We start from the raw sequence: 20,137 nt of genomic DNA on the forward strand, positions 1-20,137 counted from the left end.
ATGCAATGCCCGGCCAGAGCCGGGCATTCGAGCGTTGCGTGTACGGTATTAGTACAGGCGAACGCTGCGACGCTGTTCGCGCTGCACTTTCTTGGCGTGACGCTTAACAGCGGCAGCGGCCTTGCGCTTACGCTCAGCGGTCGGCTTTTCGTAGAATTCGCGGCTACGGACTTCAGCCAGTACGCCGGCTTTCTCGCAGGAGCGCTTGAAACGACGCAGGGCTACGTCGAAGGGTTCGTTCTCTTTAACTTTGACGGCTGGCATCCAGGTCGTACCTTCGTTAATTACCGGTGTTCAACGCGCTCCCGGCAAATGGCTCGGGTTGCGTCGGTTTTTAAGGGTTGCGGATGTTACCCCCTCGAGCCGAGGAATGCAAAGGCCTCTGATCGAAAAGCGCTGGCCGCTCCGCCGGGCGGCGCTTATCATGCGCGCCTTTGTTCCACGCGGCAAATCAAGGCTCAAGCTCCATGCTCGTACTGGGATTGGAAACCTCCTGCGATGAAACCGGCGTCGCGCTCTATGACAGTGAGCGCGGCCTGCTGGCTGACGCCCTGTTCAGCCAGATCGACCTGCATCGCGTCTACGGCGGCGTCGTGCCGGAATTGGCCTCGCGCGATCACGTCAAACGCATGCTGCCGCTGATCCGCCAGGTGCTGGATGAGGCGGGCAAGCAGGCCAGCGACATCGACGCACTGGCCTACACGGCAGGCCCAGGCCTGGTCGGTGCGCTGCTGGTCGGCGCGTCCTGCGCGCAGGCGCTGGCATTTGCCTGGGGCGTACCGGCCGTCGGCGTGCACCATATGGAAGGTCACTTGCTGGCGCCGATGCTGGAAGAGCAACCGCCAGCCTTTCCGTTCGTCGCCTTGTTGGTGTCCGGTGGTCATACCCAGTTGGTGCGAGTCGATGGCATCGGCCAGTACCAGTTGCTCGGCGAGTCGCTGGACGACGCTGCCGGTGAGGCCTTCGACAAGACTGCCAAGCTGATGGGCCTGAACTATCCGGGCGGCCCGGAGATCGCCAAGCTGGCCGAGCAGGGCACGCCGGGGCGTTTCGTTTTCCCCAGGCCGATGACCGATCGTCCGGGCCTGGATTTCAGCTTCAGCGGCCTCAAGACCTTTGCGCTCAATACCTGGCAGCAATGCCGCGACAACGGTGACGACCTCGACCAAGCCCGTCGCGACATCGCGCTGGCCTTCCAGCAGGCGGTGGTCGAGACTCTGACCATCAAGTGCAAGCGCGCGCTCAAGCAGAGCGGGCTGAACAGCCTGGTGATCGCCGGTGGCGTGAGTGCCAACAAGGCGCTGCGCGAGCATCTGGAGCGCATGCTGGGCGAGATGAAGGGCAAGGTGTTCTACGCGCGGCCACGCTTCTGCACCGACAACGGCGCGATGATCGCCTACGCCGGGTGCCAGCGTTTGCTGGCCGGGCAGCATGAGGATCTGGCGATCAAGGTACAGGCGCGCTGGCCGATGGAGTCGCTGCCGGCGATTTAACGAAACGCATGTACCGTAGGAGCGGCTTCAGCCGCGAAAATCGCGGCTGAACCCGCTCCTACGGGTTATTCAAAAGCGCCGCTCGCGGCCGGCGAACAGATCACGCAGATTGTTGCGGTGGCGCCAGACGATCAGCCCGGCCAGCACGCAGACCGGCAGCAAGGCAGCCGGTTGCTGCCAGGCCAGCAGCGGTAGCGTCAGCGGTGTGGCGATCAGCGAGGCCAGCGAGCTGGTGCGGGTCAGCAGGAATACCAGGGCCCAGGCTGCCAGGGCGAGCAAGGCGGCTGGTGGGTAGAGGCCGAGCAGCATGCCGGCGGCAGTGGCCACGCCCTTGCCGCCACGAAAACGGAAGTACAGTGGGTAAAGATGGCCGACGACCGCCGCCAGGCCGATCCAGGCCTGCTGATGCAGGCTGAGGCCGAGCAGCTTGGCGATCAGGATCGGTAGCAGGCCCTTGAGCAGGTCGCCGATCAGCGTCATCACGGCGAGCTTCTTGCCGGCCACGCGCAGCATGTTGGTGGCGCCGGGGTTGCCCGAGCCGCTGGCGCGCGGGTCTGGCCTGCCAGCGAGTCGGCTGAGCAGGATGGCGAAGGACAGCGAACCGAGCAGGTAGGCAAGGATTGCCAGAAGCCAGAACATGGTGGCCATTCCAGGGCATGGGGTGGCCCGATTCTAACGAGGTGCAGCGCCCTTGTCGTGGCGCGGAGAGTGCGGGTGGACAGAGTATTTATCGAGGGGCTGGAAGTCGACACGGTGATCGGCGCCTACGATTGGGAGCGCGACATTCGCCAGTGCCTGCGTCTGGACCTGCAGATGGGCTGGGACAACCGCCCGGCGGCAGCCGGTGACGACCTCAACCTGGCGCTCGACTACGCCAGCGTGTCCACGCGCATTCAGGCCTTCGCCGCCGAGTCGCAGTTCATTCTGGTCGAGACCTTCGCCGAACGGCTGGTGCAGGTCCTGATGGATGAATTCAACATTCCCTGGATGCGACTGAAGCTGACCAAGCCCGGCGCGGTGCCAGCCGCACGCGGTGGCGTGGGCGTGGAGATCGAGCGCGGATGCCTCTGACACGCGTCTTTCTCGGCCTCGGCAGCAATATCGAGCGCGAGGCTCATCTCGTCGCGGGCCTCGATGCGCTGACGGTGCTGCTCAGCGACATGCGCTGCTCGCCGGTGTTCGAGAGCCATGCCGTGGGCATCAAGAGCGGCAATTTCTTCAACCTGGTAGTGGTGGGCGAGACGGAGCTGCCGCTACTGGAACTGGATCGCCGGCTGAAATTCATCGAGGCCGACAATGGCCGCTACGCGCCGGACCGCAAGGGCTTGCCGCTGGACATCGACGTGCTGCTGTATGGCGAGCAGGTCGGCAATTTCAACGGCCTGATCCTGCCGCGCGCGGAAATTCTCAAGAACGCCTTCGTGCTCTGGCCGCTGGCATTGCTGGCTCCCGAGGCGTGTCATCCGGTCGATGGCCGTTCGTTCGCCGAGCTGTGGGCGTCGGCGCAGATCGATCAGCAGCTCTGGCCGGCGGCCTTCCAGTGGCGCGGTGTCGAACTGACGCCCGCTGAGTTGCTGTAGACGCGCCCTGCGTAGCCCGGGTGCAATCCGGGGATCGGCCTCAGAATCGCCCCGGATTTCATCCGGGCTACGGGTTGGCGTTGATCGGTAGGAGCGGATTTATCCGCGAAAAGGCGTGCCGCGGAGTTTCGCGGCTGAAGCGGAATGCCGCCCAGCCGCTCCTACGAGGCGTGCTGCTCTTTGTAGGCCTTGAGCGCTTGCAAGCGTTCGCGGTTGAGCGCTTCGCCCAGCTCCGCACCCTTGAATCCCTTCTCCAATAGCGGTTTGACCGGCACTTGCCGTGCGGCCTCGGCGGCGCCCAGCAGGTAAGCGGCCTGCGGGTAGTCGCGTTGCTCCAGGCCCAGGCGACCGCGCGCATCCATCTCGCAGGCTGCGACGAACTCGGCGAAGCGCTGCGGGCGGCGAAACACGTCGAAGCGTTGCAGCAGTTCCAGCAGTGTCGAGGGGCGCAACTCCAGCGCGCGATGGCCATGGGTATGGAACTCGCCGACCAGCATTGCCAGCTCGGCGCAGTCGCGCGGTGCCTTGCAGCGCTCGTTGATCGCCTGGATCAGTGGCAGGCCTTTGGGCTCGTGGGCGATATGCCGTGGCCATTCGGCCTCCGGTGTCAGGCCTTTGCCGACGTCATGCAGCAGGCAGCCCCAGCGCACGTTCAGCGGCTGGTCGTGCTCCGCACACTGGCGCAGCACGCTCAGCACATGCACGCCGGTATCGATTTCCGGATGGTGCGCTTGCGGTTGCGGCACACCGAACAGAGCGTCGACTTCGGGCAGCAGGGCGGCCAGCGCGCCGCAGTCGCGCAGCACCTGGATGAACACGTCCGGGCGCGGCTCCATCAGGGCGCGGGATATTTCCTTCCAGCTGCGCTCGGCTGTGAGGTGGGCCAGCTCGCCGGATTCGGCCAATTGACGCATCAGCTCAAGGGTTTCTGGCGCGACGCTGAAACCGAGCGGTGCATAGCGAGCGGCGAAGCGGGCCACGCGCAGGACGCGCAGCGGATCTTCGGCGAAGGCCGGCGATACGTGGCGCAGGACGCGGGCTTCAAGATCTTGCTGGCCGCCATAAGGATCGATCAGGTTGCCCTGGTCGTCCTCGGCCATGGCATTGACGGTCAGGTCGCGGCGGATCAGGTCTTGTTCCAGCGTGACCTCGGGGCTGGCGTGGAAGGTGAAGCCGCCATAGCCGCGCCCGCTCTTGCGCTCGGTACGGGCCAGTGCGTACTCCTCGCCCGTTTGCGGGTGCAGGAACACCGGAAAGTCGGCGCCCACCGGGCGATAGCCGAGTTCTAGCATTTGCTCGGCGCTGGCGCCGACCACCACCCAGTCCACTTCACTGACGGGCCGGCCGAGCAGGCGATCGCGTACCGCGCCGCCGACTGTGTAGATCTGCATGTGTGTTCCTCCACTGAGCGCAGAGGATACCGAAGATCGGGGCAGGGCGTGTCCTGCCACGCTTAAGGCGTGGCCATGGTCGGCAGCCGGGCGCGCGCTGCAGATGCCGATCAGATCGGCGGAATGATCAGGTCCAGCCTCGGGTATTCGCTGTCGTTCTCCGAGCTGCCGCGCGGTGGTACATGCTGCGTGGTGATCAACTGGTCGCCCTGACAGACCTCCAGGTGAATGTCGAAGCCCCACAGCCGGTGCAGGTGCTTGAGCACCTCGCCGGTGGAGTCGCCCAGTGGTTTGCGGTCGTGCTGCTGATGGCGCAAGGTCAGCGAGCGGTCGCCACGGCGGTCGATGTTCCAGATCTGCACGTTGGGCTCGCGGTTGCCCAGGTTGTACTGCGCGGCGAGCAGTTCGCGGATGGTGCGATAACCTGGTTCGTCATGAATGGCCGGCACCAGCAGTTCGTCCTTCTGGTCGTCGTCGAGGATGCCGAACAGCTTGAAGTCGCGAATCACCTTGGGCGAGAGGAACTGCAGGATGAAGCTCTCGTCCTTGAAGCTGTTCATGGCGAACTTGAGCGTGGTCAGCCAGTCGCTGCCGGCGATATCCGGGAACCAGCGTTTGTCTTCTTCGGTGGGGTTTTCGCAGATACGGCGAATGTCGCGGTACATGGCAAAACCCAGGGCGTAGGGGTTGATACCACTGTAGTAGGGACTGTCGAACGGCGGCTGGTAGACCACGCTGGTGTGCGACTGCAGGAACTCCATCATGAAGCCGTCGGTGACCAGGCCTTCGTCGTACAGGTCGTTCATCAGGGTGTAGTGCCAGAAGGTAGCCCAACCTTCGTTCATCACCTGGGTCTGGCGCTGCGGGTAGAAGTACTGGGCGATCTTGCGCACGATGCGGATCACTTCGCGCTGCCAGGGCTCCAGCAACGGCGCGTGTTTTTCCAGAAAATAGAGGATGTTTTCCTGCGGTTCGGCGGGGAAGCGCTTGTTGTCCTTCTCGCCGCTCTTGTCCGCGTTCCTGGGAATGGTGCGCCACAGGTCGTTGATCTGCTTCTGCAGGTGTTCCTCGCGTTCCTTCTGGCGCCGCCGCTCTTCTTCGGCGGAGATGGGGTAGGGGCGTTTGTAACGGTCGACGCCGTAGTTCATCAGGGCATGGCAGGAGTCGAGCAACTCCTCCACGGCGTCGATGCCGTAGCGCTCCTCGCACTGCATGATGTACTGCTTGGCGAACACCAGGTAATCGATGATCGAGCTGGCGTCCGTCCAGGTACGGAACAGGTAGTTGCCCTTGAAGAAACTGTTGTGGCCGTAGCAGGCGTGGGCGATCACCAGCGCCTGCATGCAGATGGTGTTTTCTTCCATCAGGTAGGCGATGCAGGGGTCGGAGTTGATCACGATCTCGTAGGCCAGGCCCATCTGCCCGCGCTTGTAGCCTTTCTCGGTGGCGAGGAAGTGCTTGCCGTATGACCAGTGGTGATAGCCCAGCGGCATGCCGACCGAGGCGTAGGCATCCATCATCTGTTCGGCGGTGATCACTTCGATCTGGTTGGGGTAGGTGTCCAGCGCATAGCGCTCGGCGATGCGCGCGATCTCCTTGTCGTATTGGCGGATCAGGTCGAAGGTCCACTCCGAACCGGTGGACAGCGGTTGGCGTTTCTTGGCGGTGGCGCTCATGGCATTGACCTCAACTCACCAGGCGACGCTGGAACAGTTCGCGGAACACCGGGTAGATGTCTGCGGCGGACACCAGTTGCTGCTGGGCGAAGCTGTCGGCGAAGGCTTCGGCCACCTGTTCGTACTCGAACCACAGCGCCTGGTGCTCACGTGGGGTGATCTCGACGTAGGTGAAGTACTGCACGAACGGCATGATCTGGTTGATCAATATATCCCTGCATACCGGTGAGTCGTCATTCCAGTTGTCGCCGTCCGACGCCTGGGCGGCATAGATGTTCCACTCGTTGATCGGGTAGCGCTCGGCCATGACTTCCTGCATCAGCTTCAGCGCGCTGGAAACGATGGTGCCGCCGGTCTCGCGGGAGTAGAAGAACTCTTCCTCGTCGACCTCTTTTGCACTGGTGTGGTGGCGGATGAACACCACGTCGATCTTGTCGTAATTGCGCTTGAGGAACAGGTACAGAAGGATGAAGAAGCGCTTGGCCACGTCCTTGGTGGCCTGGGTCATGGAGCCGGACACGTCCATCAGGCAGAACATCACCGCCTTGGAGCTGGGGTTGGGCTGCTTGGTCAGCAGGTTGTACTTGAGGTCGAAGGTGTCGAGAAACGGCACGCGATGGATGCGCACGCTGAGGCGTTCGATTTCTTCCTGAATGGCCTGTATATCGCCGAAGTTGTCCGGCTCTTCACGTCGCAGTCGCTCCAGTTCGGCCTTGGCTTCGCGCAATTTGGCGCGGCTGGAGCCGGACAGGGCGATACGCCGCGCGTGGGCCGAACGCAGGGTGCGCACGATGTTGATGCGTGAGGGGTTGCCCTCGTTGCTGATGCCGGCGCGCACGGTCTTGAAGGTTTCCGCGCCGGTCAGGTGGCGTTTGACCAGGTTGGGCAGCTCCAGGTCCTCGAACATGAAGTCGAGAAATTCCTCCTGGGTGATCTGGAAGACGAACTCGTCCATGCCTTCGCCGGAGTTGCTCGCCTTGCCACTGCCGCGCCCACCACCGCCGCCCTGTGGCCGTGGGATGCGTTCGCCGGTGGTGAATTCCTTGTTGCCGGGGTGGACGATGGTCTGCTTGCCGCCGCGACCATGATGCAGCACCGGCTCGTCGATATCACGACCGGGAATGCTGATCTGCTCGCCATGCTCCATGTCGGTGATGGAGCGCCGGCTGACGGCTTCCTCCACCGCCTTCTTGATGTGTTCACGGTAACGCCGCAAAAAGCGCTGGCGGTTCACCGTGCTCTTGTTCTTGCCATTCAGGCGCCGGTCGATCACATAGCTCATAAGCCCCTCCGGGGCGGCTTCAAGCCGCAAGCCGCAAGCTGCAAGTAAGCAAAGGGCGGCCAGCGCCCCCGCTCGTTCTTGCCGCTTGAAACCTGTAGCTTGCGGCTGCTGTTATTGCGATTTGCGAACCCGCAGGTACCACTCCGACAGCAGGCGCACCTGCTTCTCGGTGTAGCCGCGCTCGACCATGCGTTTGACGAAGTCGTTGTGCTTCTGCTGATCCTCCTTGCTGCCCTTGGCATTGAAGCTGATGACCGGGAGCAGGTCCTCGGTGTTGGAGAACATCTTCTTCTCGATCACCACGCGCAGCTTCTCGTAGCTGAGCCAGGTGGGGTTCTTGCCATTGTTGTTGGCGCGGGCGCGCAGCACGAAGTTGACGATCTCGTTGCGGAAATCCTTCGGGTTGCTGATGCCGGCAGGCTTTTCGATCTTCTCCAGCTCCTCGTTGAGCGCCACGCGGTTGAGGATCTCGCCGGTCTCCGGGTCGCGGTACTCCTGATCCTGAATCCAGAAGTCGGCGTACAGCACGTAGCGGTCGAAGATGTTCTGACCGTATTCGCTGTAGGACTCCAGGTAGGCGGTCTGGATTTCCTTGCCGATGAACTCGATGTAGCGCGGCGCCAGGTACTCCTTGATGTAGCGCAGGTAGCGCTCGCGCACCTCGGCGGGGAACTGCTCCTGCTCGATCTGCTGCTCCAGCACGTACAGCAGGTGCACCGGGTTGGCGGCGATCTCGTGCGGGTCGAAGTTGAACACCTTGGACAGGATCTTGAAGGCGAAGCGGGTCGACAGGCCGTTCATGCCCTCATCGACACCCGCGCTGTCGCGGTACTCCTGGATCGACTTGGCTTTCGGGTCGGTGTCCTTGAGATTCTCGCCGTCGTAGACGCGCATCTTCGAATAGATGTTGGAGTTCTCCGGTTCCTTCAGGCGCGACAGGGTGGAGAACTGCGCGAGCATCTTCAGGGTGTCCGGCGCGCAATGGGCCTTGGCCAGCGAGCTGTTGATCAGCAGCTTGTCGTAGATCTTGATCTCGTCGGTCACGCGCAGGCAGTAGGGCACCTTGACGATATAGATACGGTCGATGAAGGCCTCGTTGTTCTTGTTGTTACGGAAGCTGTGCCACTCGGACTCGTTGGAGTGGGCCAGCAGGATGCCGCTGTAGGGAATCGCACCGAGGCCTTCGGTGCTGTTGTAGTTGCCTTCCTGGGTGGCGGTCAGCAGCGGGTGCAGCACCTTGATCGGCGCCTTGAACATCTCGACGAACTCCATCAGGCCCTGGTTGGCCCGGCACAGTGCGCCCGAGTAGCTGTAGGCGTCGGCGTCGTTCTGCGGGAATTCTTCCAGCTTGCGGATATCCACCTTGCCGACCAGAGCGGAAATGTCCTGGTTGTTCTCGTCGCCGGGTTCGGTCTTGGCCACGGCGATCTGGTTGAGGATCGACGGGTACAGTTTGACCACGCGGAACTGGCTGATGTCGCCGCCGAACTCCTGCAGGCGCTTGGTGGCCCAGGGCGACATGATCGAGTTGAGGTAGCGCCGTGGAATGCCGTAGTCCTCCTCGAGGATGGCACCGTCCTCGGTGGCATTGAACAGCCCCAGGGGCGACTCGAATACCGGTGAGCCCTTGATGGCGTAGAAGGGCACCTTCTCCATCAGTTGCTTGAGTTTCTCGGCCAGCGAGGATTTACCGCCGCCCACCGGGCCCAGCAGATAGAGAATCTGCTTCTTCTCTTCCAGGCCCTGAGCCGCATGGCGGAAGTAGGAGACGATCTGGTCGATGCACTCTTCCATGCCGTGGAAGTCGGCGAAGGCCGGGTAACGGCGGATGACCTTGTTGGAGAAGATGCGTGACAGGCGTGAATCGCTGGAGGTGTCCAGCAGTTCCGGCTCGCCAATGGCCATCAGCAGGCGCTCGGCCGCAGTGGCGTAGGCGCTGCGATCCTGTTTGCACAGTTCGAGGTACTCCTGCAGCGAGTACTCCTCCTGGCGGGTCGCCTCGAAACGTTGTTGGAAGTGACTGAAAATGCTCATGACTTCACCTCGCTCGATGCTGAAAGCTGGCTCGGGATCGGTCGTGCGTGCAGGTGCTGGGCAACTCCGGCTCAGAGACAAGTCGGGAAGAATCCCCCAAAACCTAAAAGTCGTTACCGATGGCCCGATGCCGGTTGGCCGGCTCTACCTTGAGTGGGATGGCCTGAGTAACAGAATAGTTCGTTCTGCCGAGGGTCAAGGGCTGGGTAACAATAACTGGATGTTACCGTACGTCGGGAAATGGCGGCAGGCCAGAGCGGACGCGGCTTGCCGCCTGAGGAAATTTATTCTTCGCTGCTTTGCGCCGTTTCGCTTGGGTAGGTGGCGTGCCACAGCTCGAAACCGCCGTCGAGGCTGTACACCTCGGAGAAGCTCTGGCCGACCAGGTAGGCCGCTGCACCCTGGCTGGAGTTGCCGTGGTAGCAGGACACGATCAACGGCGCGTCGAGGTCGGCGTGGGTGATGAAATCATGCAGGGAGTGGTTGTCCAGGTGACGCGAGCCGCTGATATGGCCATTGGCGAAGCTCTGCGGGTCACGAATGTCGACCACGACAGCGCCCTGGGTGCGCAGCTCCTGCGCCTGTTGTGGGGAAATACGCTTGAATTCGCTCATGTGCGGTGCCTTCGAGTGATTCGTGGGGGGCGCCTCTGGCGCTTATTCCTTGGGACAGGTGCAGCGGTGAAGTGCTCCGCTGTCGACATCGAGCAGGGTCATCGCACCGCCCCAGACGCAGCCGGTATCCAGCGCGTAGAGGCCGGGCTCCGTGCAGTTGCCTTCCAGCGCTGCCCAGTGACCGAAGATGATCTTCTCGCCGCGCATCTTGCGCTGCGGGTGGCTGAACCAGGGGGCGAAGCCGGGTGGGGCGCTGCCAACACCTTCCTTGCTCTTCAGATCCAGTGTGCCATCGGCCTTGCAGAAGCGCATGCGGGTGAAATAGTTGGTGATCACCCGCAGGCGGGTCACGCCGTGCAGGTCCTTGTTCCATTTGGCCGGTTCGTTGCCGTACATGCCGTCGAGAAACAGCGGCAGACGGGCATCGTCACGCAACGCCTCTTCGACCTCGGCTGCGCGGCGCAGCGCCTTGCTCAGCGTCCATTGTGGCGGGATGCCGGCATGTACCAGGGTGACCTTGCGTTCGGCGTCGTGGTGCACCAGCTTCTGCATGCGCAGCCAGTCGAGCAGGTCGTTGCGGTCCGGCGCATCGAGAATCTCGCGCAGGGTATCGCCCTTCTTCAGGCGCTCGATGTTGTGCGCTGCGGCCAGCAGATGCAGGTCATGGTTGCCCAGTACGCAGGTGACCGCATGGCGAATGGCGTAGAGAAAACGCAGGGTTTCCAGCGACTGCGGACCGCGATTGACCAGATCGCCGACCAGCCACAGCTGGTCTTGCGCCGGATCGAACGCCACTTGCTCGAGCAGGCACTGGAGCGGTTTCAGGCAACCCTGCAGGTCGCCGACGGCATACACCGCCATCAGTGAAGTGACCCCGGTACGGCCAGGCGAAACGGAGCGATGGTCGCATCGAAGCGTTTACCGTCCTCGGCGAGCATCTGGTAGCTGCCCTGCATGGTGCCGACCTGCGTGGCCATGACCGTCCCGCTGCTGTAGGTGTGGCTGGCGCCGGGTTCGATATGCGGCTGCTGGCCGATCACTCCGGCGCCACGCACTTCCTGCACACGGCCATCGCCGTCGGTGATGATCCAGTGACGCGACAGCAACTGGGCCGGCAACTCGCCGTTGTTGATGATGGTCACGGTGTAGGAGAACGCATAGCGCTTCTGCTCCGGCTGCGACTGCGCGGCCAGGTAGCGGGTGGTGACGCTGACGTCGATCTGATAACGAGAGTCGGACATGCGCATGATCCGTTGAGCGTGATTGCAGTTTAGTCCTGCTCGGCCGAAGGCTGCAGTGCCAACTGGTCGGCCAGGCGGACGAAGGCGGCCAGATCCAGCTGCTCGGGGCGCAGGCTGCCGTCTACGCCTGCCGCTTCGATGGCCTCGGCGGGCAGCAACTGCTTGAGCGTGTTGCGCAGGGTCTTGCGGCGCTGGTTGAAGGCTTTACGCACCACGCGTTCGAGCAGGCGATGGTCCTTGGCCGGGTGCGGCAGGGTTTCATGCGGCACCAGGCGGACGATGGCCGAGTCGACCTTGGGCGGCGGGTTGAAGGCGCCGGGACCAACGTTGAACAGATGCTCCACGCGGCAGTGGTACTGCACCATGATCGACAGGCGACCCCAATCTCCACCGCCTGGGCCGGCGGCCATGCGCTCGACCACTTCCTTCTGCAGCATGAAATGCATGTCGCGAATCAGTGGCGCGTTGTCCAGCAGATGGAAAATCAGCGGCGTGGAGATGTTGTAGGGCAGGTTGCCGACTACGCGCAGGCTGCGTGGCGCCGCTTCGAGGCGGGCGAAGTCGAATTTCAGTGCGTCGCCCTGATTCAGGCGAAAGCGCGGATTGTCACCGAATTTGCCTTGCAGGATAGGGATCAGGTCGAGGTCGAGTTCGATCACGTCGAGCTGCGCGCCGCTGCCGAGCAAGCCCTCGGTAATGGCACCCTGGCCTGGGCCGATTTCCAGCAGGCGCTCGTCGTCCTTGGCGCGAATGGCGCGCAGGATACGGTCGATCACCCCGGCATCATGCAGGAAATTCTGGCCGAAGCGCTTGCGCGCGCGGTGTTGGTATTCGGACATGGCGACAGCTCCAAGTCTCAAGCTGCAAGCATCACGCAGGCGCCGAGAGCGATAAGGCAAAGTCGCGCAGTTTAACAGCGAAAGACGCTGCGGCTGTAGGCGCGCGCGGATTTTATGACGCTGACGAGCCGTAGCCCGGATGCAATCCGGGAACGCCTGGCGGCGATGGCCCTGGATTGCATCGGGCCATATGGCCGGTCGCGATCAACCCGCTGCTTGCGGCTTGCTGCGGGTGGCTGCTGCCATCTGGTAGGCGGTTTCCAGTGCCACCTGCAGGCTGCCGGTGTCGATATTGCCGGTGCCGGCCAGATCCAGGGCGGTGCCATGATCCACCGAGGTGCGGATGATCGGCAGGCCCAGCGTGACATTGAGCGCTGCACCGAAGCCCTTGAACTTGAGCACGGGCAGGCCCTGGTCGTGGTACATGGCCAGTACGGCATCGGCATGTTCGAGATACTTGGGGGTGAACAGGGTGTCGGCCGGCAGCGGGCCGATCAGGTGCATGCCTTCGCTGCGCAGACGCTCCAGCGTCGGCTCGATGATCTCGATTTCCTCGCGGCCCAGATGACCGCCTTCGCCCGCGTGCGGATTGAGCCCGCACACCAGGATGCGCGGCTCGGCGATGCCGAACTTGCTTCGCAGATCGGCATGCAGGATGCGCGTGACGCGTTCCAGGCGCTCGGCGGTGATGGCGGCCGCGACGTCTTTCAGCGGCAGGTGCGTGGTGACCAGTGCGACGCGCAAGCCACGGGTCGCCAGCATCATCACCACCTGCTGGGTATGGGTGAGTTCGGCGAGAAACTCGGTGTGGCCGGAGAAGGCGATGCCCGCTTCGTTGATCACGCCCTTGTGCACGGGGGCGGTGATCATCCCGGCAAATGTCCCGTCCAGGCAGCCCTGGCCTGCGCGGGTGAGGGTCTCTAACACGTAGGCGGCGTTGGCAGGCGTCAGTTCGCCGGGGCTGACAGGGGCCGCCAGCGGCGTATCCCAGACAAACAGGGCGCCTGCTGCTGCAGGGCCGTCTGGCCATTGCTGTGGGCCAGCGCTCAGCAATTGGATATCCAGCCCCAGCTGCTTTGCGCGGTCTGCCAGCAGCTCGCGACTGGCGATGGCGACCAGTGGCGCAGGCTGTGCCTGCTGCGCCAGCAGCAGGCACAGATCGGGGCCGATGCCGGCAGGCTCGCCTGGGGTGAGGGCAAAACAGTGCTGCGCAGTCATGGTCGCTCTCTGTACGGGCTGGTGCGTCAGTTTACGCTGCAGGGCCGATCACGAAAAAGCCCGGCACTTGGCCGGGCTTTTGGGGCGATACCGCTATTACAGCTTGGTCTCGACGTAGGCTTCGTCGCGGATCTGGCGCAGCCAGGCCTGCAGTTCCTCGTCGTACTTGCGGTTGCGCAGCAGGTTTGCGGCCTGCTGTTCGCGGAACTGCACGCTGCTGTCGGTGGCGCGGCGGCCCATGACCTGCAGTACGTGCCAGCCGTACGGGCTTCTGAAGGGTTTGGACAACTCGCCGCTGGGGGTGTCGTTCATCACTTCGCGGAATTCGGGAACCAGCGCGTTGGGGTCGATCCAGTTCAGGTCGCCGCCATTGAGCGCGGAGCCCGGATCTTCGGAGAAGCTCTTCGCCAGTTCGGCGAAGTCCTCGCCGGCGACGATGCGGTCATGCAGGCGCTCGACCAGGCGAAGGGTTTCCGTCTCGCTGCGAATCTCGCTGGGCTTGATCAGGATGTGGCGCACATGCACTTCGTCACGCACCTGGGTGTCGCCGCCGCGTTTCTCGATCAGCTTGAGGATGATGAAACCGCCCGGGGTTCGCACCGGTTCGGTGACTTCACCCGGGTTCAGCTGGCTGATCATGCTGTCGAACGGAGGCGGCAACTGGCCGGCCTTGCGCCAGCCCATTTCACCACCTTCCAGGGCGTTCTCGCTGGCAGAGCGAGAGACGGCCAGCTGGGCGAAGTCCGCACCTTGCTGCAGTTGCTGATACAGCTCCTGCGCCTGACGGTCGGCGGCCTGGATTTCGCTGGAGGACGCGCCCTCGGAAACCGGAATCAGGATATTGGCCAGACGGAACTCTTCCGACAGCTGCATCTTGCCCAGGTCAGAGGCGAGAAAGTTCTGCACTTCCTGGTCGGTGACCTGGATGCGTTCGGCCACGCGGCGCTGGCGCACACGGCTGATGATCATCTCGCGACGCACCTGATCGCGGGCGTCTGCATAGGACAGACCGTCGCGTGCCAGGGCCTCACGGAACTGCTCCAGGCTCATGCCGTTACGCTGGGCGATGGTGCCCATGGCCTGGTTCAGTTCTTCGTCGGTGATGCGGATGCCGGAGCGATCGCCGATCTGCAGCTGGATGTTCTCGATGATCAGGCGTTCGAGCACCTGCTGACTGAGTACGTTATCGGGAGGCAGGGCGCCACCGCGCTTGTCGATGGTCTGTTGCACTTCACGCAGGCGCGCGTCGAGCTGGCTCTGCATGACCACGTCGTTGTCGACGATGGCCACGACGCGATCCAGTGGGCGAACCTGGGCCTGAGCCGTTGCCGCCAGCAGTGCTGCGCCCAACAGCAGGGGGCGCAGGCGATCAGAAAGCTTGGTCTTCACGTTCACGGTAACCTTGAATGCCTTGGTCGAGGAAAGATTCCACCTTGTTGCCAACCACGCCGCCGAGGCCCTTGAGGACGATCTGCAGGAAGATGCCGCGGTCCGGCTCGTCGTTGCGCGATGGGTCGAGGCTGACTTCGTCGTAATCGATCCAGTAGCGGTTGATCAGGCGCAGTTTCCAGCAGCAGCTGTCGTATTCGAAACCGCCGAAGGCTTCGAGGGTACGGTTGCGGCCGTAGTCGTACTGCCAGCGCGAGATCAGGCTCCACTGTGGAGCCAGCGGCCAGATGACGGAGAAGTCATGCTGGTCGATCTTGTAGTAGTTCTTGATGTAGTTGGGGCTATCGGGAGTTCCGTAGTCCGGGTTGCTCGTCCAGGTACCGCTGTCACGGTCGTAGCGTACGGTGTCGTTACGATAGCGATAGCCGAAGTTGACGATCTTGTTCGGATTGGCTTCCGGCTGGTAATGGAACATTGCGCTGCCCGAGCGGGTGGCGTGCTGGTCCGGATCCCAGTTGAAGGTCGAGGAGAAGCGCCAGTCGCGGTTGAAGCGATACAGGTACTCCAGCGCATAAGGCGAAACGTCGGCGGTGGATTCCTGGCGGGCACGGTAATCGATACCTGGCAGTTGAACCTTGCGGTCTTCGAAGTAGAAGGCCTGGCCGATGCTGAAACGCTGACGCTCGAAGCCGTTCGACTCGATCCAGCGGCTGGTCACGCCCAGCGACAGCTTGTTCTCGTCACCGATGCGATCCTTGCCGCTGAAGCGGTTCTCACGCCACAGCGAGGCATAGCTGAAGGTCGGCTCGCCGGTGTCGAAGACCGGGATATCGACCTGGTCTTCTTCCGGCACATAGAGATAGAACGCGCGTGGCTCCAGGGTCTGGCGGGCGTCTTTGCCGAACAGCTGGGTGTTGCGGTCGAAATACAAGCCGCTGTCGACGCTGAACAGGCCGACGCCACGGTTGGGCGAACGCTTGTAGTCGACGCCGAACCACTGACTATTCGGGTTGAGGGGGTCGTTCGTTGCGCTGGCAAGATCTGCCTTGCCCTGACCGTCCAGGTTGACCTGGTACTGCGTCTGCAGGTACTTGACCTGAGGCTTGACGAAGCCCCAGCTCCAGTTCAGCGGCAGGGCAACACCTGGCTCCAGGTGCAGGCGTTCGCCGTCTGCGCGGTTGAGACCGGTCAGGCGGGCGTCGTACCAGAGGTCTTGCGGGCGGCCGGTCACGCCGTCCTCGTCGACGAAGAAGCCCGAACGCAGGTTGCGATCGAAGCGGACGTATTCGGTGCCGTAGGTGAAGTCCAGGCCACCCGGATTGAACGGCAGCTTGCCGTCCAGGGTGATCTGCGGCAGACGATCATAAGGCGTCACATCGGTGATGTTGGCCAGTTCGTATGCATGCACGTTCAGGCGTGCGGTATAGCTGCCACCGCGATAGGTCAGGGTGCCGCGCTGGTCGACGTAGGTTTGCTTGTCGATGCCCAGGTCGGTATCGAGATCCTGGAAGTAGTAGGGGTCGCTGATATTGGTGTAGTCGACCTCGGCGAGCAGGCGCGAGTTGAGCCCCTGCTTGTGCTGCCAGCTGTACATCCAGCGCTGGTCTTCGTACTCGGACTGCAGTTTGCGCTCGTCTTCGCTGTCGTTCAGCCATGCGCCGCCGACCTGGCCTTCGCTGCTCTCGGTCAGGTAACGGAACTCACCTTCCATCAGCAGGCCGCGTTGGGCCATGTAGGTCGGGTACAGCGTGGCGTCGTAGTTCGGCGCCAGGTTGAAGTAGTACGGCGTTTGCAGCGAGAAGCCGTTGCTGCTCGACGTGCCGATGCTGGGTGGCAGGAAGCCGGACTGGCGACGGTCGTCGATCGGGAAGTAGATGTACGGGGTGTAGAACACCGGAATGTCCTTGACCCGCAGCGTCACGTTGGTGGCGGTACCGAAGCCGGTCGCCGGGTTCAGGGTGACGTTGTTGCCCTTCAGGTGCCAGGCATTGTCGCCCGGTTCGCAGCGGGTGTAGGTACCATCCTTGAGGCGGATGATCGCGGTCTCTTCGCGCTTGGCGTAGAGCGCGCTGCCGCGCACGTGGGCCTGGTGCATCACGTATTCGGCGTTGTCGATACGGGCTTCGCCGTTATCCAGCTGCAGTTCGGCGCGGTCGCCAACCACCAGCGTGCCCTTGTCGCGCAGGCGTACGTTGCCGACCAGTTCACCACGGTTTTCCGTCTGGTGCAGGCTGGCTTCGTCGGCCTCGACCTGCATGCCGGACTGACGCAGGACGACGTCGCCTGCGAGCGTGGCGATCTGCTTTTCCTGCTCGAAGCGCGAGGCTTTGGCGGAAATGAACATCGGCGCCTCGTCCAGTGGCGTGGTGTCATCCATGCCCGGACGCAGCGGCTCGACGTAGGCGCCAGCGCAGTAAGGACCGGCCTCGGCCAGTTGCGCGGCAGTCAACTTGTCGCGCGGGACCCAGTCCAGGTGACTGTAATCAGGACTGCGCGAGGCGAGGGCGCGGCCCTTGCTTTCGGTGACCAGCACCGGGGCAGCATCCTGCTTGGCTACGGCCTCGCTGGTGGCGCCACCTACGCTGACAGCATCACGACTGTGCACCGGGCGCGGAGGCAGGGTGCTGGCCGCCGATTTCGGCGCGCAGGCCCAACCGCCCGTGGGCGACGCCTGGCAATCGTATTGCTCGGCGGCAAAGGACTGTAGGCTGAACGCGGGCTGTAGGGCCAGGAGGCTGCCGGTGACCAGCAGCGGGAATTTTTTGCGGAACGCGGGGTATTTTACTGCCATCTTGTTAGTCCGGGCTTCCTGCGCGCTATCGGCCCAGGGGCCGCACGCCTCTCGATGGGCTGAAAAAGATGCTGGATAATAAAGCATGACCCGCGCAACGGCTAGCGCCGTCGGAGACCCCTTGATGTCTGAACACGATGTACGTCTGCAACAGCTGCAAACCTGGCTCGCCGAGCAATTGCCCGCCCTCTTCGCAGCACGCGAATGGGGAGCGGTGCCTGAGGCCGAGCTCACTCCCGCCAGCAGCGACGCCAGCTTTCGCCGCTATTTTCGTTGGCAGGCCGGTGAGCGCAGCCTGATCCTGATGGATGCGCCGCCACCTCAGGAAAACTGCGAACCCTTCGTGCGTATCGCTGCGTTGCTGGCCGGTGCCGGAGTGCATGTGCCACAGGTGTTGGCTGCCGATCTCGAGCAGGGCTTCCTGATTCTCGATGACCTGGGCCGCCAGACCTACCTGGACGTGATAAACGAACACAATGCCGACGCGCTGTTCGGCGATGCCATCGAGGCCTTGCTGCAGCAGCAGCGTTTGCCGCTCGACGGCAATCTGCCGCATTACGACGAGGCGTTGCTGCGTCGTGAGTTGCAGCTGTTTCCCGAGTGGTACGTACAACGCCATCTGGGGCATGCCTTCACACCCGAGCAGGAAGCAGCCTGGCAGCGCATCAGCCGCCTGCTGATCGACAGCGCCCTGGCGCAGCCCAAGGTGGTGGTGCATCGCGACTTCATGCCGCGCAACCTGATGCAGAGCGCGCCCAATCCCGGCGTGCTGGATTTCCAGGATGCCGTCAACGGCCCGGTCACCTATGACATCACGTCTCTGTTCAAGGATGCGTTTCTCAGTTGGCCCGAGGCGCGCGTGCAAGGCTGGCTGCAGGATTACTGGCAGCGTGCCAAGGCTGCGGGCATTCCGGTACAGGCATCGTTCGACGACTTTCTGCGTGCCAGCGACCTGATGGGCGTGCAGCGCCACCTCAAGGTCATCGGCATCTTCGCGCGCATCTGCCACCGCGATGGCAAGCCCAAATACCTCGGTGACGTGCCGCGTTTCTTCTCTTATATGGAGGCTGTGCTGGCGCGCCGACCGGAGCTCGGCGAGTTGGCAGAGCTGTTCGCCAGCCTGGCGAAAGATCAAGGGGCGCGTGCATGAAGGCGATGATCCTTGCGGCGGGCAAGGGCGAGCGCATGCGTCCGTTGACGTTGCACACGCCAAAACCGCTGGTGCAGGCGGCGGGCGTGCCGCTGATCGAGTACCACGTCCGCGCACTGGCGGCCGCCGGTTTCAGCGAACTGGTGATCAATCATGCCTGGCTCGGCCAGCAGATCGAGGATTACCTCGGCGATGGCTCGCGCTTCGGCGTGCGCATCGCCTATTCCCCCGAAGGAGAGCCGCTGGAAACGGGGGGCGGCATCTTCAAGGCGCTGCCGCTGTTGGGTGCCGAGCCATTTCTGGTGGTCAATGGCGATATCTTCACCGACTACGCCTTCGCCGCACTGCGTGAGCCGCTCGCCGGTCTGGCGCATCTGGTGCTGGTGGATAACCCGGCGCATCACCCGCAGGGCGACTTCGTGCTGGCGGCGGGTCGGGTTCATGACGGCGAGGCGACTGGCGAGCGGTTGACCTACAGCGGTCTCGCCGTGCTGCACCCGCGTCTGTTCGGCTCTTCTCGGCCCGGCGCCTTCAAGCTGGCGCCGCTGCTGCGTGAGGCGATGGCCGACGGGCAGGTCAGTGGCGAGCACTATGGCGGCTGCTGGGTCGACGTCGGTACGCACGAGCGCCTGGCCGAAGTCGAGCGCTTGTTGCAGGAGGCACGCTAGGTGTTGTGGCCGGCGACCCTGCTCGGTGCTGCCGCCGGCCTCGCCCTGGCCAGCATCCCGGGTGCTCTGCTGGGCGGTCTGCTCGGGCAGGTGCTGGATCGCCGTCTGCGCCTGCATGGCTGGGACAATCTGCGTGAGCGTCTGGGCGGTCGTGCGGCGCCGACGGATGACGAGCTGCTGTTTCTGATGCTGGGGCGTCTGGCCAAGAGCGACGGCCGGGTAGTGCAGAGCCATATCCAGCAGGCACGCTCGGAAATGCAGCGGCTGGGATTGGACCCGGCGGCTCAGCGGCGCGCCATCGAGGCTTTCTCCCGTGGCAAGACCGGGCGTGACAGCTTGCGTGCCCCGCTGCAGCGTCAGCGCGAGCGCGCCGATGCCATGCTGCGAGCCTGCTGGCGCATGGCCTGGGTCGATGGACGGGTGTCGGCCAGCGAGCATGAACTGATCCTGCTCTGGGGCAAGTGGCTCGGCTGGGACAGTGCCCGGCTCGATAGCCTGGGCGAGCAATACGCGCCGCGTCGCAGTCAGCAGCCGGCACCGGCTGGTGGCAGTTACCAGGAGGCGCTGCGGCTATTGGGTGTGAATGAAGGCAGCGAGCCGGAGCAGATCAAGCGCGCCTACCGGCGGCTGCTCAGCCGGCATCACCCGGACAAACTGGCCGGCTCCGGCGCCTCGCCCGAGCGCATTCGTGAAGCCACCGACACCACGCGCCAATTGCATCAGGCCTATGCGCTGATTCGCCAGCGCCGAGGGATTCGCTAGCAGGTATTT

The 20,137-nt window shown here is 63.4% G+C and carries 19 protein-coding genes; 6 read left to right on the forward strand and 13 right to left on the reverse strand.

The features are described 5' to 3' along the window. Nucleotides 1-48 precede the first annotated feature (48 nt). Nucleotides 49-264, reverse strand: a complete 216-nt coding sequence (rpsU, locus tag ACN0X6_RS10905; protein WP_003290642.1) for a 30S ribosomal protein S21 — start codon at nt 262-264, stop codon at nt 49-51. 203 nt (nt 265-467) lie between these two features. On the opposite strand from rpsU, the gene tsaD reads away from it, so the two are divergent. Then, nucleotides 468-1,493 carry a tRNA (adenosine(37)-N6)-threonylcarbamoyltransferase complex transferase subunit TsaD gene (tsaD, locus tag ACN0X6_RS10910; RefSeq protein WP_417703858.1) on the forward strand — a complete coding sequence of 342 codons (1,026 nt, stop codon included), beginning with the start codon at nt 468-470 and terminating at the stop codon, nt 1,491-1,493. 69 nt (nt 1,494-1,562) lie between these two features. Here tsaD and plsY read toward each other — a convergent pair whose 3' ends face one another. Then, the gene (gene plsY, locus ACN0X6_RS10915) at nt 1,563-2,132 is read right to left on the reverse strand and encodes a glycerol-3-phosphate 1-O-acyltransferase PlsY (protein ID WP_417703860.1); all 570 of its coding nucleotides are present in this window, start codon (nt 2,130-2,132) and stop codon (nt 1,563-1,565) included. Between the two features lie 75 nt (nt 2,133-2,207). Here plsY and folB point away from each other — a divergent pair, with 75 nt between their 5' ends. Both folB and folK read left to right on the forward strand, forming a co-directional pair. Then, nucleotides 2,208-2,564 (forward strand): dihydroneopterin aldolase, encoded by a 357-nt coding sequence (folB, locus tag ACN0X6_RS10920; RefSeq protein WP_417703862.1) that lies wholly within the window; start codon nt 2,208-2,210, stop codon nt 2,562-2,564. After that, nucleotides 2,555-3,073 (forward strand): 2-amino-4-hydroxy-6-hydroxymethyldihydropteridine diphosphokinase, encoded by a 519-nt coding sequence (gene folK, locus ACN0X6_RS10925; protein WP_417703864.1) that lies wholly within the window; start codon nt 2,555-2,557, stop codon nt 3,071-3,073. The genes folB and folK overlap by 10 nt, the downstream gene beginning before the upstream one ends. A gap of 161 nt (nt 3,074-3,234) precedes the next feature. On the opposite strand, the gene ACN0X6_RS10930 is transcribed toward folK, so the two are convergent. The 11 genes from ACN0X6_RS10930 to ACN0X6_RS10980 form a co-directional block, all read right to left on the reverse strand. After that, the gene (locus ACN0X6_RS10930; protein WP_417703866.1) at nt 3,235-4,464 is read right to left on the reverse strand and encodes a multifunctional CCA addition/repair protein; all 1,230 of its coding nucleotides are present in this window, start codon (nt 4,462-4,464) and stop codon (nt 3,235-3,237) included. A gap of 110 nt (nt 4,465-4,574) precedes the next feature. Continuing rightward, entirely contained in the window at nt 4,575-6,140 is a 1,566-nt protein-coding gene (locus ACN0X6_RS10935) for a SpoVR family protein (protein WP_417703868.1), read from the reverse strand. Nucleotides 6,141-6,150: 10 nt separating this feature from the next. Beyond that, a complete protein-coding gene (locus ACN0X6_RS10940; RefSeq protein ID WP_192982864.1) occupies nt 6,151-7,422 on the reverse strand; it encodes a YeaH/YhbH family protein in 1,272 nt (423 codons plus the stop codon). A 111-nt stretch (nt 7,423-7,533) separates the two neighbouring features. Continuing rightward, nucleotides 7,534-9,456 carry a PrkA family serine protein kinase gene (locus ACN0X6_RS10945; protein ID WP_196474694.1) on the reverse strand — a complete coding sequence of 641 codons (1,923 nt, stop codon included), beginning with the start codon at nt 9,454-9,456 and terminating at the stop codon, nt 7,534-7,536. 284 nt (nt 9,457-9,740) lie between these two features. Then, nucleotides 9,741-10,070: a thiosulfate sulfurtransferase GlpE gene (gene glpE / locus ACN0X6_RS10950; protein WP_417703869.1), complete on the reverse strand. Its 330-nt coding sequence runs from the start codon at nt 10,068-10,070 to the stop codon at nt 9,741-9,743. Between the two features lie 42 nt (nt 10,071-10,112). Further along, complete coding sequence (locus ACN0X6_RS10955) at nt 10,113-10,931, reverse strand: symmetrical bis(5'-nucleosyl)-tetraphosphatase (RefSeq protein WP_417703870.1); 819 nt, start codon at nt 10,929-10,931, stop codon at nt 10,113-10,115. Further along, complete coding sequence (gene apaG / locus ACN0X6_RS10960; protein ID WP_417703871.1) at nt 10,931-11,311, reverse strand: Co2+/Mg2+ efflux protein ApaG; 381 nt, start codon at nt 11,309-11,311, stop codon at nt 10,931-10,933. The genes ACN0X6_RS10955 and apaG overlap by 1 nt, the downstream gene beginning before the upstream one ends. Nucleotides 11,312-11,340: 29 nt before the next feature. Continuing rightward, nucleotides 11,341-12,150, reverse strand: a complete 810-nt coding sequence (gene rsmA, locus ACN0X6_RS10965) for a 16S rRNA (adenine(1518)-N(6)/adenine(1519)-N(6))-dimethyltransferase RsmA (protein ID WP_417703872.1) — start codon at nt 12,148-12,150, stop codon at nt 11,341-11,343. Nucleotides 12,151-12,354: 204 nt separating this feature from the next. Further along, a complete protein-coding gene (pdxA, locus tag ACN0X6_RS10970; RefSeq protein WP_417703874.1) occupies nt 12,355-13,368 on the reverse strand; it encodes a 4-hydroxythreonine-4-phosphate dehydrogenase PdxA in 1,014 nt (337 codons plus the stop codon). 96 nt (nt 13,369-13,464) lie between these two features. Beyond that, a complete protein-coding gene (locus tag ACN0X6_RS10975; protein WP_417703876.1) occupies nt 13,465-14,757 on the reverse strand; it encodes a peptidylprolyl isomerase in 1,293 nt (430 codons plus the stop codon). Continuing rightward, nucleotides 14,738-17,548 carry an LPS-assembly protein LptD gene (locus ACN0X6_RS10980; RefSeq protein ID WP_417703878.1) on the reverse strand — a complete coding sequence of 937 codons (2,811 nt, stop codon included), beginning with the start codon at nt 17,546-17,548 and terminating at the stop codon, nt 14,738-14,740. Before ACN0X6_RS10980 ends, ACN0X6_RS10975 begins: the two co-directional genes overlap by 20 nt. A 124-nt stretch (nt 17,549-17,672) precedes the next feature. On the opposite strand from ACN0X6_RS10980, the gene ACN0X6_RS10985 reads away from it, so the two are divergent. From ACN0X6_RS10985 to ACN0X6_RS10995, 3 genes are read left to right on the forward strand one after another with little or no spacing between them, the layout of a single operon-like run. Continuing rightward, a complete protein-coding gene (locus ACN0X6_RS10985; RefSeq protein ID WP_417703880.1) occupies nt 17,673-18,698 on the forward strand; it encodes an aminoglycoside phosphotransferase family protein in 1,026 nt (341 codons plus the stop codon). Continuing rightward, nucleotides 18,695-19,366: an N-acetylmuramate alpha-1-phosphate uridylyltransferase MurU gene (gene murU / locus ACN0X6_RS10990; RefSeq protein ID WP_417703882.1), complete on the forward strand. Its 672-nt coding sequence runs from the start codon at nt 18,695-18,697 to the stop codon at nt 19,364-19,366. Before ACN0X6_RS10985 ends, murU begins: the two co-directional genes overlap by 4 nt. Beyond that, on the forward strand, nt 19,367-20,128 hold the full coding sequence (locus ACN0X6_RS10995) for a TerB family tellurite resistance protein (RefSeq protein ID WP_417703884.1): 762 nt from the start codon (nt 19,367-19,369) through the stop codon (nt 20,126-20,128). Nucleotides 20,129-20,137 lie beyond the last annotated feature (9 nt).

The sequence above is a fragment of the Pseudomonas sp. genome, assembly GCF_048269965.1.
Classification (GTDB): domain Bacteria; phylum Pseudomonadota; class Gammaproteobacteria; order Pseudomonadales; family Pseudomonadaceae; genus Aquipseudomonas.

Bases quoted from the DNA above. Each gene is read 5' to 3' on its own strand.
- rpsU (WP_003290642.1), bottom strand. From the start codon at position 264: ATGCCAGCCGTCAAAGTTAAAGAGAACGAACCCTTCGACGTAGCCCTG.
- tsaD (WP_417703858.1), top strand. From the start codon at position 468: ATGCTCGTACTGGGATTGGAAACCTCCTGCGATGAAACCGGCGTCGCG.
- plsY (WP_417703860.1), bottom strand. From the start codon at position 2,132: ATGTTCTGGCTTCTGGCAATCCTTGCCTACCTGCTCGGTTCGCTGTCC.
- folK (WP_417703864.1), top strand. From the start codon at position 2,555: ATGCCTCTGACACGCGTCTTTCTCGGCCTCGGCAGCAATATCGAGCGC.
- ACN0X6_RS10930 (WP_417703866.1), bottom strand. From the start codon at position 4,464: ATGCAGATCTACACAGTCGGCGGCGCGGTACGCGATCGCCTGCTCGGC.
- ACN0X6_RS10935 (WP_417703868.1), bottom strand. From the start codon at position 6,140: ATGAGCGCCACCGCCAAGAAACGCCAACCGCTGTCCACCGGTTCGGAG.
- ACN0X6_RS10940 (WP_192982864.1), bottom strand. From the start codon at position 7,422: ATGAGCTATGTGATCGACCGGCGCCTGAATGGCAAGAACAAGAGCACG.
- ACN0X6_RS10945 (WP_196474694.1), bottom strand. From the start codon at position 9,456: ATGAGCATTTTCAGTCACTTCCAACAACGTTTCGAGGCGACCCGCCAG.
- glpE (WP_417703869.1), bottom strand. From the start codon at position 10,070: ATGAGCGAATTCAAGCGTATTTCCCCACAACAGGCGCAGGAGCTGCGC.
- ACN0X6_RS10955 (WP_417703870.1), bottom strand. From the start codon at position 10,931: ATGGCGGTGTATGCCGTCGGCGACCTGCAGGGTTGCCTGAAACCGCTC.
- apaG (WP_417703871.1), bottom strand. From the start codon at position 11,311: ATGTCCGACTCTCGTTATCAGATCGACGTCAGCGTCACCACCCGCTAC.
- rsmA (WP_417703872.1), bottom strand. From the start codon at position 12,150: ATGTCCGAATACCAACACCGCGCGCGCAAGCGCTTCGGCCAGAATTTC.
- pdxA (WP_417703874.1), bottom strand. From the start codon at position 13,368: ATGACTGCGCAGCACTGTTTTGCCCTCACCCCAGGCGAGCCTGCCGGC.
- ACN0X6_RS10980 (WP_417703878.1), bottom strand. From the start codon at position 17,548: ATGGCAGTAAAATACCCCGCGTTCCGCAAAAAATTCCCGCTGCTGGTC.
- ACN0X6_RS10985 (WP_417703880.1), top strand. From the start codon at position 17,673: ATGTCTGAACACGATGTACGTCTGCAACAGCTGCAAACCTGGCTCGCC.
- murU (WP_417703882.1), top strand. From the start codon at position 18,695: ATGAAGGCGATGATCCTTGCGGCGGGCAAGGGCGAGCGCATGCGTCCG.